Raw genomic sequence first — 13418 nt, forward strand, 5'->3', positions numbered from 1 at the left:
CCCGGTTAAGGTGAGGTCATGTCGACCGCCCGCCGCCTCAGCGAGGACATCGCCGCCTCGGCGCCGAGCTTCTCGTTCGAGTTCTTCCCGCCGAAGAACGACGCCGGCGAGCGCGCGCTGTGGACGGCGATCCGCGAGCTGGAGCCCTTGCACCCGACGTTCGTCTCGGTGACGTATGGCGCCGGCGGGTCCACCCGTGACCGCACCGTGCGCATCACCGAGCGCATCGCCACCGAGACCACGCTCCGCCCGATGGGGCACCTGACCTGCGTCGGCCAGTCGCGCGACGACCTTCGTACGGTGCTCGGCCAGTACGCGGCCGCGGGTGTGCGCAACATCCTCGCGCTGCGCGGTGACCCGGTCGGAGGTCCCGGTGCGCCCTGGACGCCGCACCCGGGCGGCCTCGACCACGGCGACGAGCTGGTCGCCCTGGTCGCGGGGTTGGGGACCTTCTGCGTCGGTGCGGCGGCGTACCCGAAGGGACACCGCGAGTCCTCCAGCCTGGAGGCGGACGCCGACGTCGTGGTGGCGAAGGCCCGTGCCGGGGCGGAGTTCGTGGTCACCGACTTCTTCTTCCTCGCCGAGGACTACTTCGCGCTCGTGGAGCGCGTCCGCGCCCGAGGATGCGAGATCCCCGTGGTGCCGGGCATCATGCCGATCACGAACCTCAAGCAGATCTCCCGCATGGCCGAGCTCTCGGGTCACGACGTGCCGCCGTCGGTGGTCTCACGGCTGGAGCCGTGGGCCGACGATCCCGACGGCCTGCGCGCGGAGGGGACGCTGGTCGCGACCGAGCTGTGCGACGCGCTCCTCGAGGGCGGGGCGCCGGGCCTGCACTTCTACACGCTCAACCGCTCGACGGCGACCCGGCGCATCTACGAGAGCCTCGCTCCGCTCCCCGTGATGTGACCTGCGACACGCGCGGCCATCGCCTGCGTCCGGCGCGTGGACCCCAGCGGTGCGATCCTGACGTTGTGACTCGGGAGCAGCACCGCAAGCGGGGGATGCTGGTGCTCGGCGGTCTGATCGGGGCCGTCGTGTTCGTCGGCTGCGCCTACCTGTACTTCCACGGAGGCGTCCACGGGGGCCTCCTCGTCGTCGCGTGGTGGACCAGCGGCCTGGTGAGCGTCGGTCTGGGGGTGGCGACCTGTGGCGTCGAGGACGACGGCATCGAGCGTCCCCACTATCTCGGCTCGCTCGTCACCGGTCTCCGTCAGGAGTGGAGCCACACCGGCACCCACGGGCGCCGCTGAGCGGTCGGCCTCATGGTCGGAGGGTCTCGGCCGCCGCGGCGGTCCCGAGTGCGACCAGCTCGGTCGACGGGCCTGGGTGGGCGTTGACGCCGACCCGGAGCAGGCCGCGTCGCTCCGGCCCGACCCCGGGGAGCGTGAACGCCGTACGCCACCCCGACCACTGCCAGCCGTGGCGCGCCCCGTGGCGGCGCGCCACGTCGACCGGGCTCACGTCCTCCCGGTGGACGACGTGGTCGCCGACGTCGATCCCGACCCGGCGCAAGGTCAGCACGGGGTCTTCGGCGGCGAGGTGCTCGACCGTCCATGCCTGCCCGTCGCCCGTGTGCGTGGCGCTGGGCGTGACCCGGACGGGGGTGCCGTGGACGACCGTCTGCTGAGCCAGCCGGGGGGCGTACGGGCCCAGGCCGAGGTAGGTGACCGCCGACGGCACCCGGGGGAGGGCGTCGGTCTCCGACCGCCCGCCCGGTCCGGTCGGGACTGCCCACACGACGACGTCCGCGCCGACCCTGCCGTCGTCGGTGAGGACACCGTCGACGACGTCGGTCCCTGTCACGTCGTGGGCACGCACGCCGAGCCTGATCTCCACCCGCCGCTCCTCCAGCCGTCGCTCGAGCGCCGCGAGGAGGGCCGTCGAGCCGCCGGCGATCCGCCAGCGGCCGAAGGAACGCTCGACCAGGTCGTACACCCCGAGGAAGGCGGGCATCGAGCGGGGCTGCTGCCCGTCGAGCCGGTGGCGGTCGAGCACGAGCGCGCGCAGGTGAGGATCGCGAAGACCGCGTCGAGCCGCGCGCTCGAGGGACAGGCGCATCCGCAGCGTCCGCCACTGCTCACGGTCGAAGTCGTCGCGTCCGGTCAGCGGCCGCCCGAGCGCGACGTGGCGCAGCACCTCCCACGCGTCGTCGAACCCGTCGAGCCACCGGGTCCACCGCTCGCCCGTGCCACGGCCGAGCACGGCGTCGATCGCGTCGGTCTGGGCTCCCCGGCTGCCGGTGGGAAGGTCGAGGACCAGGTCGCGGTCGAACACATGCCGCCGGGCGACGGCAAGAGGCTCGAGGTCGAGGACGCGCTCGAGCGGCCGGCCGGACTTCTTGAAGAGGTCACGCACCGTCGCGGGCAGCGTCAGCTCCGACCACCCGTGGTCGAAGGACCAGCCTCCCGCCTCGTACGGCCGGAGCTGCCCACCGAGACGGTCGTCGGCCTCGAGCAGGACCACGCGGTGCCGCATCTTGGCCAGGCGGACCGCAGCAGAGATGCCCGCGAACCCGCCCCCGACCACCACCACGTCAGCCACCGGGTCAGGCTACCGAGCGACGCCGCCGCGCCGACCTGCACGTCGCGGTCCTCACTCAGGTCACGATCTGAGTACGAATGCTCATGTGGATCGGCGCTCACGCGCGAGACGATGGTGGCGACGCTGCTCGTCCGGCTCGCGTCGGGGGTCGAGCCGGGCGGGCAGCTCCATGTCTCCGGGTGATCGGCGCTGCCGGGTCAGGCGACCTCGGTGGGAGTGCCGCCCGTGATCGCGACGAGCTGGTCGAACGAGGTTGCGAACACCGCGCGCGGATGGCCGGCCGCCGCCCAGACCACCTCGTGCTCCCTCAGGGCGAGGTCGACGAAGGTCCGAAGCGGTGCGGGGTGGCCGACCGGCGCCACCCCGCCGATCACCTGGCCGGTCGCGGCCCGAACCGCCTCGGGTCGGGCACGCTCGAGCGTCGGCAGTCCGTGGGCGGCAGCCAGGGCCTCGGTGTCGACGCGGTGCGCGCCGCTGGTCAGGACAAGCACCACCTCGCCCCCGGCGTCGAAGACGAGACTGTTGGCGATCGCGGCGACGTCGACGCCGAGTGCGTCGGCCGCCTCCTGCGCCGTACGTACGGAGTCGGGCAGCATCCGCACGACCTCGTCGACGACCCCACGATCGGCAAGGGCCTGGATCACCTGCTGGACCCTCGGATGTGTCGCAGTCATCGGGCGACCGTACTGGCTGTGGGGGCCAGCGCTCGCCGGCGCCCTCAGCTCCAGGCGCCGTAGACGGTCACCTTGAGCTTCTTGTTGGAGGTCAGCGCCCACAGCTGCTTGGCGTCGGGGATGTAGAGGTTCACGCAGCCGTGGCTGTGCCCGACGAAGGGGTCCATCATCAGGTAGGAGGCGTGGAAGGCCTGACCGCCCGAGAAGAACTGCGCGTACGGCATCTTGGCTTCGTAGATCGAGCTGACGTGGTTCTTGCTACGGGAGAACACGGTGAACTTGCCGGTGCGGGTCTTCGACGAGGCGGCGCCGCCACGCACCAGCCAGCTGTTCCACAGCGTGCCGTTGCGGTAGAGCACGACCTGGTGCCGACGGCGGTCGTAGCAGGCGTTCCAGCCCGACGACTTGCACCGCTTGGGGATCTTGGACTTGCCACGCACCGTCTTCTGGATGAGGCGCTTCCAGGTCGCGGTGTTCGCCACGCCCGAGCGCTTGAGCCCGTGGCGCTTCTGGAACTTCTTGACGGCCTTCGCGGTGCGGGCGGTGTAGACGCCGTTGACCGAGCCTCCGTAGACGCCGGCCCAACGCAGGCGGTACTGGAGCTCGCGGACGTGCTTGATCGAGGTCACCGACCGGTCGCGGTCGCCCGGACGCGTCGTCGCCCGGTAGAACCGGTCCTTGCGGGAGGGCCTGGCTGCGCGGAGGGCTGCCGGCGCGGCCGCGACCGTGGACTGGCCGGCGGCGGCCGGTGACACCACGGCCGGCACCACGGCGGCCGGGGCCGCGCTCGCCGGCGACCCAGCGCCGAGAGCGAGTCCTGAGAAGGCCAGGGCGGCAGAGCAGACAAGGGTGGTGGACCGGCGCATCGGCGTCCTTCCGGGATGGCAGACGGGAGCCGTTGCCCCCCTGCGCACAAACAATAGCCCGTGCTGTGGCGCAGCCGATGACGCCTGCCTAGACTGGACACCCAAGGTCCGGCGGCAACCGCCGGTCGAGTTCAGGGGAGGCCCGAAGTGCCGCTCTCAGAGGAAGAGCAGCGACTGCTCGAGCAACTTGAGCAGGCGCTTGCTGCCGAAGACCCGCGACTCGCTTCGACCTTGCGCGGTTCGAAGCTCCGAGCCCGCGCTCGCCGGATCATCGTCCTGGCGTCGATCGGCTTCGTCGCCGGGGTCGCGATGCTGATGATCGGCGTGATCGCCGCCTCGACGCCCGTCGGAGTTGCCGGGTTCGCCCTCATGGTCGCGGGCGCCTACTTCTTCCTCACGACGTGGCGTTCGCGTGACGTCGAAGGACCTGACGAGTCCACCCAGACCGCGCCGCCGCGTCCGAAGCAGGGCAGCGGAAGCACCTCGGACTCCTTCATGCACCGCATGGAGGAGCGCTGGCGCCGCCGGCGCGACGACTCCGGCTCCTGACGGCTGCGGCCTCCTGAGCGGGCGTGCCCGCTCGGGACCGAGCTTCCGACTCTCGCCCCGCGGGCTACTCCCGCAGCGAAAGAACCTCGTCCTCTTCCCGGACCCCGACACGCCGCTCGGCCGGCACGAGGACCGACCGGGGGAGCACCGCGGCACCCAGTCGCTGCCGGCGCGTGACGCCGGCCGCCGTCGCACCGACTAGGTGGTCGACCGCCGCGGTGAGGTCTGCCGGCTCGTAGACAGGCGCGTAGCGACTGCGCTCGACCGCGTCGACGAGCGTGTCGATCGCCTCTCGCGCCACCGGGTCGTCGTCCAGCCGTGCCCGCAGCGGCGCGATCGACGTTCGCGGTGAGACGCCTTCGGTCCAACCGATCCCGTGGTCGGTCGCGGTGTCGCGGACCTCTGCCCAGGCGTCCTCGGCTGCCGCCGCCGGATCGTCGTGGGCCGCGCGTCGACGGCGTCGCCGGGCGGTGCGGACGGCCGCGGGGACGGCGAGCGCGACCGTGAGGAGCCCGAGCACCACGAGGGCCACGGGCACCCACGACCCTCCGCCGTCAGCGGCGTCCCCCGCGGCGTCTGCCTCAGCGCTGCCCGGAGCCGGGGACGCGGCGCCGGTCGGCAGCGCCGTCGGGTCTGCTGACGGGTCCGGAGCCTCCTGCGGGTCGGCCGAGCCTTCGGCGAACGTCGGAGGTGTGTAGCCGCTGCCGCCAGGTGTCGGCTCGAAGCCGATCCAGCCGACGCCCGCGAAGTACAGCTCGGGCCACGCGTGCATGGCGGTTCCCCGGAAGACCCACGTGCCCTTCTGACGGGCGGGCTCACCGGAGAGGAAGCCGACGGAGACGCGTGAGGGGATCCCCAACGACCGGGCCATCATTGCCATCGCGGTGGCGAACTGCTCGCAGTAGCCGACCCGATCGTCGGTGAGGAAGGCCTCGATCGTCTCCATCCCCGATCCGGGGCGCTGGGCGAGCGAGTACTTGAAGCCACCGTCCTGACGGAACCACCGCTGGAGAGCGAGGGCACGGTCGAACGCGTTGGACGCGCCGGCGGTGACCTCCTCCGCGCGTTCGTTCACGACATCCGGCGTGGAGGAGGGGAGATCGACGTAGGACGACATCGTCAGCGTCGAGGCAGGAGCGGTGCGCAGGTCGGCCTGAGTCGGACGCGCGACCATGACCTCGACGTCGTAGGACGCTCCGGCGAAGGACCCGAGACGTGGGAGGCGACTGATGTCGAGCATGCTCCGGTTGATCTCGACACCGGAGGAGTCCTCGAGCCTCACGGCGGTCGGAGCATAGACATGGGGGAGCCAGCGCGTCTCGAACCCGGGTGAGACCGCGGTCCGGTAGCGCGCTGTCGTCGTCGGCACGCCGGGATTGAGACCCGGCACCGACGGGAGGTCGTCGTCGAGCTGCTGGCCGGCACCGACGCGGTCACCGAGGGTCCACCCCTGGTCGCCGACCGACTGCATCGAGGCGAGCCGGACGTATCGCGGCCGGGGCGCGTCCTTCTCCTCGGTCATCGTCAGGAGGACGTCGCGACTCTGTCCGCGGAGGTTGCGGCGCATGTCGAGCACCGGGTTGTCGAGGCCCGTGCCGATGCCGGATCCGGCACCCGAGCCGGCCCCGTCGAGGAAGCTCTCACCGGCGGTCGGCGTGACCAGGGGGACGACCAGGGCGACGGCGATCGCGCCGATCGCGATCCCGACCGCGGGAATCGACGCGCGCACGTGCCCGACCGCGGAGTCGACGGGGTCCTGCGGCTGGGAGCCGACCGCGGTGACGCGCGGTCCCCAGGCACGGCCGTCGTCGTTGCGCGTGACGGCGAGCAGGCCGGCGTACGCCGCAGCGCCCAGGACGAACACGAGGAGCGGCGAGCGACCCTCGAGGAGGGTCGCCGGCACCATGACGACGGCGAGGAGGACGAGCCCGAGGGCCGGCGTCCATCGCAGCTCGGCGGCGAGGACGTCGATCACCAGCGCCAGGACGATGACGAGGGCGGCGAGGGTCGCGGTGAGCGCCGCGGTGTCGGGGACAGGCGCCGCATATCGCTGGGCGTGCAGATAGGTCGCCTCGGCCAGGGCACCGGCACGTTCGAGCGTGTCGGGGGTAGGAATCACCCCGGCGATCCCGGTGCCTGCCCCGTACGCCGCGGTGAGCCACCCGAGCGTCACCGCGGCCTGCGCGGCGACGACGACGGGTCGGCGTCCGCCTGCCGCGCGGACGACGACGCCGACGAGGACCACGGCCGCGGCGCCGAGCGCGCCCTCGAGCAGGAAGCGGCTGTCGGCCACCAGCGGCGAGAACGCGGCTCCCGTCGTGACCGCAAGCAGCCACACCCACAGCCCGACCCAGAACGTGTGCGCCACCGACGCGTTCATCGCACCGCATCCTTCGTGGACTGGGCCGCAAGGGCGTGCCACGCCTCGCCCACCGTGTCGCCGCCGCCGACCGCCGTGGCGGCCCAACCCTGCGCGCGTGCCGAGGAGGCGAGGTCGGCCGCGGTGCCCGAACCACCGTGGGCCCCGCGCAGCCAGCCGTCGCCGTCGAGCACCAGGGCCAGTCGCCGTCCGGCGCCGAGCGAGCACCGGTTGACGTGCTCCAGCGAGTCCGGGTCTGCTCCGCCGACGATGGCCACGACCGTTCCTCGCGACGCCATCACGTCGGCGGGCACCAGGTCGCTCCCGCGCCGGGCCGACATGCGTACGGCGGCCAGGTCGTCGAGGATCAGGCCGAGCTCGTCACGTGCGGAGTCGTGGGAGTCGGTGGTGTCGGTGATCAGACGGACGTCCCACCCGTTGCCGGCGAAGTGGGCGACGACCGAGGCGGCTGCCGACACCGCCCACTCGAAGGAGCCGTCCGAGCCAGGGCGGTGGACGTGGCGGCGGGTGTCGAGGTAGACGGTGACGTCGGCGTGGCGACCCTCCTCCTCGCGGCGGACCATCAGCTCTCCGGTCCGCGCCGTCGTGCGCCAGTGGATGCGGCGGAGGTCGTCGCCGATGCGGTACTCGCGTACGGAGGCGTCGTCGGGGCGTCCGTTCGAGCCGAGCCGGACCCGGTGCTCTCCCTGCTCGGTTCCCACGCCTCCCGCCCACAGCCGGCCGAGCGGGTGGATGGTGGGGGTGACGACGAGGGGCGTCGTGGTGTGGAAGGTCTTGCGGACGGACAGGAAGCCGAAGGGGTCTCCGACCCGGACCGACAGGGGACCCAGGGAATAGAAGCCGCGCCGCCGAGGAACCAGTCGATAACGGGCCGGGCACTGCCACCGCGCTCCGACCGTGTCGACGGCGAAGCGGCGGTCGCCCCCCAGGGCGTCGGGCAGCCGGTCCTCCAGGAGGAGGGTGCCCGACGTGCCTCGACCACGGCCGGAAAGGTCGAGCGACACGTCGACGTCCGTGCCCGCAGGCACCCGCGCCGGCGACACCTCGCGGCTGGCGCCCACCGTGCTCCGGCTGTGAGCGACCGCGATGACCGCCAGCAGCGGCAGCGCGAGCGCGAGGGCGCCGATGCGGACCAGGAGGTCGAGTCCCAGGAACATGCCCCCGAGCACCACGGTGGTCCCCGCGGCCAGGAACGCGCGGCCGCGCGACGTCAGAGCACCGAGCGTCGAGCGCACGTCATCGCCCAGGGTCGGGCACGCGGACGTCGGACAGGACCTCGCTGACGACGTCGGCAGCCTGCCAACCCGCGACGACGGCGTCGGGGGACAGGAGCAGACGGTGAGCGAGCACCGGGACGGCCAGGGTCGAGACGTCGTCGGGCAGGACGTACGGACGCCGCTCCAGCGCAGCGCGTGCGCGAGCCGCACGCACGAGGTGCAGCGTGGCGCGCGGGGAGGCGCCGAGCCGCAGGCGGGGCGAGGAGCGGGTCGCGGTCGTGAGCGCGACGGCGTACTTCTCGATGGCGGGCGCGACGTGGACGGTGCGCACGGTGGCGACGAGGTCGGCCACCTGCTTGACGTCGGTCACCGGGACGAGGTCGGCGAGAGGGTCGGTGCTGCCGTGCTCGCGCAGCATCGCCGCCTCGGCATCGGCGGACGGGTAGCCCATCGCCACGCGGGCCATGAACCGGTCACGCTGCGCCTCGGGCAGCGGGTAGGTGCCCTCCATCTCCAGCGGGTTCTGGGTGGCGACGACCATGAACGGGTCGTCGAGCGGGTACGAGGTGCCGTCGACGGTGACCTGACGCTCCTCCATGCACTCCAGGAGCGCCGACTGCGTCTTGGGGGACGCGCGGTTGATCTCGTCTCCGACGACCACGTTGCCGAACACCGCGCCCTGCCGGAACTCGAAGGTGCGGGTCGCCGGATCCCAGACCGACGAGCCGGTGACGTCGCTGGGGAGTAGGTCGGGAGTGAACTGGATCCGCCGCATCGACCCGTCGATCGATCGCGCGAGCGCCTTGCTGAGCATCGTCTTGCCGACTCCGGGGACGTCCTCGAGGAGGAGATGTCCGCCGGCGAGGAGCACGATGACGGCGGTGCGGACGACGTCGGCCTTGCCGACGATCACCGTCCCGACGTTGTCCACCAGACGCTGCGCGGCGACGACGAGCTCGTCGGTCTGGTCCGGCCCGGGAGGGGCGGCCGGCTCTCGGCGAGGTGTCGTCGTCACGGCAGTCTCCTGGGGCTCCAGCGGGGCTCGGTCGGGAGATGACGCGATCACCCCCCGGAGGTTCCGAGACTACCCGCGCGTCCCAACGGGCCACCTCGGAACGCGGAGCGCGCGCTCTCGTCCTCCACTTCTCCTCCACTCTTCCCCATCCTCTGCGCCACGGCCAGGGGAGTGCCTGGGATCCCAGCGATCGCGAGGCATCGACGCCTGACCTGCCCTCTCGTGCGCGACGGCGTCAGGAGGGCGCGCCGACGTGCAAGATCGGCATTCGTGGTGCGTTGTGGAGTATGGTGGCGCAAAGTGGAGCAACAGCCGGTCATCGACTTTCGGGTCCTCGGGTGTCCGGTTCGGCGGCGCGAGACGAGGGAGTGTGCGGTGCGATGTTCTTCGGCACATACACGCCTCGACTCGACGACAAGGGTCGCCTGTTCCTCCCCGCCAAGTTCCGCGACCGGCTCACGGAGGGTCTCGTGCTGACGAAGGGGCAGGACCGCTGCATCTACGTCTGGCCGCAGGCGAGCTTCCAGGAGTTCAGCGACCGGATCAGCAAGACGCCGTTCACCAACAAGGCCACTCGCGACTTCGTCCGCGTCCTGTTCTCGGGCGCCTCGGACGAGGTTCCCGACAAGCAAGGCCGCATCACCGTCCCGGGACCTCTGCGTGACTACGCCCGGCTCGACCGCGACTGCGTGGTCGTCGGGGCGATGGAGCGGGTCGAGATCTGGGACGCCGCACGCTGGGCGGAGTACTCCGACGAGCAGGAGGAGAGCTTCGCGACCCTCTCGGAGGAGGTGATCGAGGGACTGCTCTAGAGGCTCGTCCGTCGAGGCCTCTGGGCCGCTTGCTCCACCTCCTGGCTCCACTTCCCCGGTGCCAAGAGGTGACTTCCCAGGGCAAGCGGCCAGGGACCTGGCCGGACGAACCACCCGCGATCAGACCGCACGGGTAGCGGATCGAGGCGCACACAACGCTGAACCACACGGAACGAGGGGTCGAGATGGTGGTCGGACGTCCCGGGGCCGGGACGCATGGGTGAGACGAAGCACGTACCGGTGCTGCTGGATCGGACGGTCGAGCTCCTCGCGCCCGCCCTGGCCGGAAGCGACGCGGTCCTGGTCGACGCGACGCTGGGCCTGGGCGGGCACGCGGAGGCGGTGCTGTCGCGCTTCGCCGGCGTGCAGCTGATCGGGATCGACCGTGATCCCGAGGCCCTCCGGCGCTCTCGCGAGCGCCTCGCTCCCTTCGGAGACCGGGTGACCTTCTTCGAGGGCGTGTACGACCAGCTCGAGGAGGCGATCGCCGAGGCCGGGCGCTCCCACGTCGATGCCGTCCTGTTCGACCTGGGCGTCTCCTCGATGCAGCTCGACCTCGACGAGCGCGGCTTCTCGTACTCCCGCCCTGCTCCGCTCGACATGCGCATGGGGAGTGAGGGGACGACCGCGGCGGAGGTCCTCGAGACCTACAGCCGGGACGACCTGGCCCGCATCCTGCGGACCTACGGCGAGGAGAAGCACGCGGGGCGGATCGCCGACGCGATCGTACGGAGGCGGGCCGAAGCACCCCTGCGCACGAGCGACGAACTGGTGGCGCTGGTCCGCGAGGCCCTCCCCGCGGCGGCGATGCGCACCGGCGGAAACCCCGCCAAGCGGACCTTCCAGGCACTGCGCATCGAGGTGAACGACGAGCTCGGCGTGCTCCGGCGTGCTGTCCCGGCCGCGCTGGACGCGGTCAGCCTCGGTGGTCGAGTCGTGTCCATGGCCTACCACTCCCTCGAGGACCGGATCGTCAAGCAGGCGTTCGCGAAGGTCACCCGGCTGGACGTCCCGCCAGGACTCCCCGTCGTCCCCGAGGCCCTCGAGCCCCGGTTCCGACTCGTCACCCGCGGCGCCGAGACGGCGTCGGAGGCCGAGATCGAGCAGAACCCCCGCGCGAAGCCCGTCAGGCTCCGCGTCGTCGAGCGAGTGAAGGAGGCAGCATGAGTGTCGTCCACAGCGCTCCGCGCCGGGCGCCGGGTCGTCCGCAGCCGACGCGCAGTCCCCTGCGCGTCGTCCCGGCCGCTCGCCCCCGTTCGCCGCGCGCGCCCTTCGTGCTCCTCGTGGTCACCCTGCTCGCCGGTGGGCTCGTCGGTCTGCTGCTCCTCAACACCTCGATGCAGAACGGCGCCTTCCAGCTCGCCGAGCTGGAGAAGGAGGCGGAGACGCTGCAGAGCAGGCACGCCCAGCTGTCCCTCGAGGTCGAGGAGCGTGCGACCCCGGCGGCACTCGCGGAGCGAGCCGCAGAGCTCGGCATGGTGCCCAACACGACTCCCGTCTTCCTGCGACTCTCCGACGGGAAGGTCGTCGGCGACCCGGAGCCCGCCGCCCGGGGCGAAAGCCCTTCCGGGGTCGGAGGGCCGTCGCCGGCCGCCGTGGGAGCCCGCGAGTGAGTCCGGCGGTCCGCAACCGTGCGCGCTTCTGCTTCGTGGTCGTCGCGACCCTCCTCGTGATCTTCGCCGGCCGCCTCTTCCAGATCCAGGGTGTCGACGCGAACGCGTACGCCGAGCGTGCTCTGAAGGAGACGGTGCAGCCGACGGTGCTGCACGCCGACCGTGGGCGGATCCTCGACCGCGACGGTGAACCTCTGGCCACCTCGCTCGACGCGCAGTCGATCATCGCCAACCCGAGGTTCACCGCCAAGCCGGCCACCGAGATTGCGAGCATCCTCGCCGCGGAGCTGGGCGTCGACTACTTCGACACGGTGACGAAGCTGCGTCGCGAGGGGACGCAGTTCGTCTACGTCGCCCGCAAGGTCCCGGCCTACCAGGCCAGCAGCGCGATGGCCAAGCTCGCCGACGCCGGCCTCCTCAACGGTGTGACGACGGAGCGCGACGCGGTCCGGACGTACCCCGGCGGCACTCTCGGCGCCACGCTGATCGGCCTGGTCTCGGGTGAGACGGGCGAGGGCACCAGCGGGCTGGAGAAGGCGTTCGACGACGACCTGACGGGCAGCGACGGGAAGGCGACCTACGAGACCTCCCCCAAGGGGGTACGCATCCCGCTGGCGCGTCAGACGATGAAGGAGGCGGTGCCTGGCGCCGACGTGGTGACCACGATCGACCGCGACCTCCAGTGGTACGCCGACAAGCGTCTCGCCGCGGCCGTGCGCGCGAGCGACTCCGACTGGGGCGTCGCGATCACGGTCGACCTCGAGACGATGCAGGTGCTGCAGCTGTCGCAGCTCCCGACGTTCGACGCCGAGGACCGCTCGACCGTCACGCCGGCGTCGATGAACAACCGCGCCGTGCAGAACGTCTACGAGCCGGGCTCGGTGCAGAAGGTCGTCACGATGGCCGCGCTCGCCGACGCCGGTCTCGTGACGCCGCAGACCAAGGTCCGGGTGCCCAGCGAGCTGCGTCTCGACGGGTTCACGATCAGCGACTGGTGGGACCACGGACGCCTGCGGCTCACCGCCGCGGGTGTGGTGGCGAAGTCGTCCAACCTCGGCACGATCGCCCTGGCCCAGCAGATGGACGACGCGACGATGCACGACTACCTGACGAAGTTCGGGTTCGGTCGGCCCACGGGCGTCGGGCTGTCCTCGGAGTCGCGAGGCATCCTCACCCCGGCGGAGCGGTGGTCGAGGGCGCAGCACGCGACCATCTCGTTCGGCCAGGGGATCTCGGTGACGGCGATGCAGCAGACCGCCGCGGTCGCAGCGATCGCCAACGGCGGCCGCTACACCAGCCCGACCCTGGTCACCGAGGTCCGTCGCGCCGACGGCACCACGGTCCCGCGGAAGGCACCCGAGGCCCGTGAGGTCGTCTCGCCCGAGGCCGCGTCGATGGTCACGACGATGATGGAGGCGGTCACCTCGCCGCGGGGGTCGGCGCCCAACGTGTCGATCCCCGGCTACCGGGTCGCCGGGAAGACCGGCACCGCCTGGCGGGTGAATCCCGACACCGGGCGGTACGTGCGCGGCGAGAACACCGTGTCGTTCATCGGGTTCGCGCCGGCGGAGAAGCCGCGCTTCCTCACCTACGTCGTGCTCGACAACCCGCAGGGGGGAGGATCGGGCAGCGGCACGGCAGGCCCGGTCTTCCGAGACATCATGCAGCAGTCCCTGCAGCGCTACGGCATCGCGCCGAGCGGGTCGCGTGCGCCCAGGACGCCGGTCAAGTGGTGAGACTCGATACGC

13 protein-coding genes are annotated in these 13418 nt (G+C 71.9%); 7 read left to right on the forward strand and 6 right to left on the reverse strand.

Going from position 1 to position 13418, the window contains the following annotated elements; translation table 11 throughout:
• Window positions 1-18 precede the first annotated feature (18 nt).
• Together metF and KV100_RS17535 are read left to right on the forward strand one after the other, a co-directional pair.
• Window positions 19-909 (forward strand): methylenetetrahydrofolate reductase [NAD(P)H], encoded by an 891-nt coding sequence (gene metF / locus KV100_RS17530; protein ID WP_220344373.1) that lies wholly within the window; start codon window positions 19-21, stop codon window positions 907-909.
• Window positions 910-974: 65 nt separating this feature from the next.
• Window positions 975-1253: a hypothetical protein gene (locus KV100_RS17535; RefSeq protein ID WP_220344374.1), complete on the forward strand. Its 279-nt coding sequence runs from the start codon at window positions 975-977 to the stop codon at window positions 1251-1253.
• Window positions 1254-1263: 10 nt separating this feature from the next.
• Here KV100_RS17535 and KV100_RS17540 read toward each other — a convergent pair whose 3' ends face one another.
• The 3 genes from KV100_RS17540 to KV100_RS17550 form a co-directional block, all read right to left on the reverse strand.
• A complete protein-coding gene (locus KV100_RS17540; protein WP_220344375.1) occupies window positions 1264-2544 on the reverse strand; it encodes an FAD-dependent oxidoreductase in 1281 nt (426 codons plus the stop codon).
• A 197-nt stretch (window positions 2545-2741) separates the two neighbouring features.
• Entirely contained in the window at window positions 2742-3218 is a 477-nt protein-coding gene (locus KV100_RS17545) for a YbaK/EbsC family protein (protein ID WP_220344376.1), read from the reverse strand.
• A 44-nt stretch (window positions 3219-3262) separates the two neighbouring features.
• Window positions 3263-4084, reverse strand: a complete 822-nt coding sequence (locus tag KV100_RS17550) for a L,D-transpeptidase family protein (RefSeq protein WP_220344377.1) — start codon at window positions 4082-4084, stop codon at window positions 3263-3265.
• Between the two features lie 147 nt (window positions 4085-4231).
• Between KV100_RS17550 and KV100_RS17555 the strand changes: the two genes are divergently transcribed.
• Window positions 4232-4633 (forward strand): DUF3040 domain-containing protein, encoded by a 402-nt coding sequence (locus tag KV100_RS17555; RefSeq protein WP_220344378.1) that lies wholly within the window; start codon window positions 4232-4234, stop codon window positions 4631-4633.
• Window positions 4634-4697: 64 nt separating this feature from the next.
• On the opposite strand, the gene KV100_RS17560 is transcribed toward KV100_RS17555, so the two are convergent.
• The 3 genes from KV100_RS17560 to KV100_RS17570 are packed head-to-tail and all read right to left on the reverse strand — an operon-like array spanning window position 4698 to window position 9245.
• Window positions 4698-7013, reverse strand: coding sequence for a DUF3488 and transglutaminase-like domain-containing protein (locus tag KV100_RS17560; RefSeq protein WP_220344379.1), 2316 nt, complete (start codon window positions 7011-7013; stop codon window positions 4698-4700).
• Complete coding sequence (locus KV100_RS17565) at window positions 7010-8248, reverse strand: DUF58 domain-containing protein (RefSeq protein ID WP_220344380.1); 1239 nt, start codon at window positions 8246-8248, stop codon at window positions 7010-7012. The genes KV100_RS17560 and KV100_RS17565 overlap by 4 nt, the downstream gene beginning before the upstream one ends.
• 1 nt (window position 8249) lies before the next feature.
• Window positions 8250-9245, reverse strand: a complete 996-nt coding sequence (locus KV100_RS17570) for a MoxR family ATPase (protein WP_220344381.1) — start codon at window positions 9243-9245, stop codon at window positions 8250-8252.
• Window positions 9246-9625: 380 nt separating this feature from the next.
• Here KV100_RS17570 and mraZ point away from each other — a divergent pair, with 380 nt between their 5' ends.
• The 4 genes from mraZ (at window position 9626) to KV100_RS17590 (ending at window position 13406) form a co-directional block, all read left to right on the forward strand.
• Window positions 9626-10057 (forward strand): division/cell wall cluster transcriptional repressor MraZ, encoded by a 432-nt coding sequence (gene mraZ, locus KV100_RS17575; RefSeq protein ID WP_220344382.1) that lies wholly within the window; start codon window positions 9626-9628, stop codon window positions 10055-10057.
• A gap of 216 nt (window positions 10058-10273) precedes the next feature.
• Entirely contained in the window at window positions 10274-11224 is a 951-nt protein-coding gene (gene rsmH / locus KV100_RS17580; protein WP_220344383.1) for a 16S rRNA (cytosine(1402)-N(4))-methyltransferase RsmH, read from the forward strand.
• Window positions 11221-11670: a hypothetical protein gene (locus KV100_RS17585; RefSeq protein WP_220344384.1), complete on the forward strand. Its 450-nt coding sequence runs from the start codon at window positions 11221-11223 to the stop codon at window positions 11668-11670. The genes rsmH and KV100_RS17585 overlap by 4 nt, the downstream gene beginning before the upstream one ends.
• Window positions 11667-13406: a penicillin-binding protein 2 gene (locus KV100_RS17590; RefSeq protein ID WP_220344385.1), complete on the forward strand. Its 1740-nt coding sequence runs from the start codon at window positions 11667-11669 to the stop codon at window positions 13404-13406. Before KV100_RS17585 ends, KV100_RS17590 begins: the two co-directional genes overlap by 4 nt.
• The last annotated feature ends 12 nt before the right edge of the window (window positions 13407-13418 follow it).

This window comes from Mumia sp. zg.B21, from assembly GCF_019550855.1.
In the GTDB taxonomy this organism is placed as follows: domain Bacteria; phylum Actinomycetota; class Actinomycetes; order Propionibacteriales; family Nocardioidaceae; genus Mumia.

Bases quoted from the DNA above. Each gene is read 5' to 3' on its own strand.
- metF (WP_220344373.1), top strand. From the start codon at position 19: ATGTCGACCGCCCGCCGCCTCAGCGAGGACATCGCCGCCTCGGCGCCG.
- KV100_RS17545 (WP_220344376.1), bottom strand. From the start codon at position 3,218: ATGACTGCGACACATCCGAGGGTCCAGCAGGTGATCCAGGCCCTTGCC.
- KV100_RS17550 (WP_220344377.1), bottom strand. From the start codon at position 4,084: ATGCGCCGGTCCACCACCCTTGTCTGCTCTGCCGCCCTGGCCTTCTCA.
- KV100_RS17560 (WP_220344379.1), bottom strand. From the start codon at position 7,013: ATGAACGCGTCGGTGGCGCACACGTTCTGGGTCGGGCTGTGGGTGTGG.
- mraZ (WP_220344382.1), top strand. From the start codon at position 9,626: ATGTTCTTCGGCACATACACGCCTCGACTCGACGACAAGGGTCGCCTG.
- rsmH (WP_220344383.1), top strand. From the start codon at position 10,274: ATGGGTGAGACGAAGCACGTACCGGTGCTGCTGGATCGGACGGTCGAG.
- KV100_RS17585 (WP_220344384.1), top strand. From the start codon at position 11,221: ATGAGTGTCGTCCACAGCGCTCCGCGCCGGGCGCCGGGTCGTCCGCAG.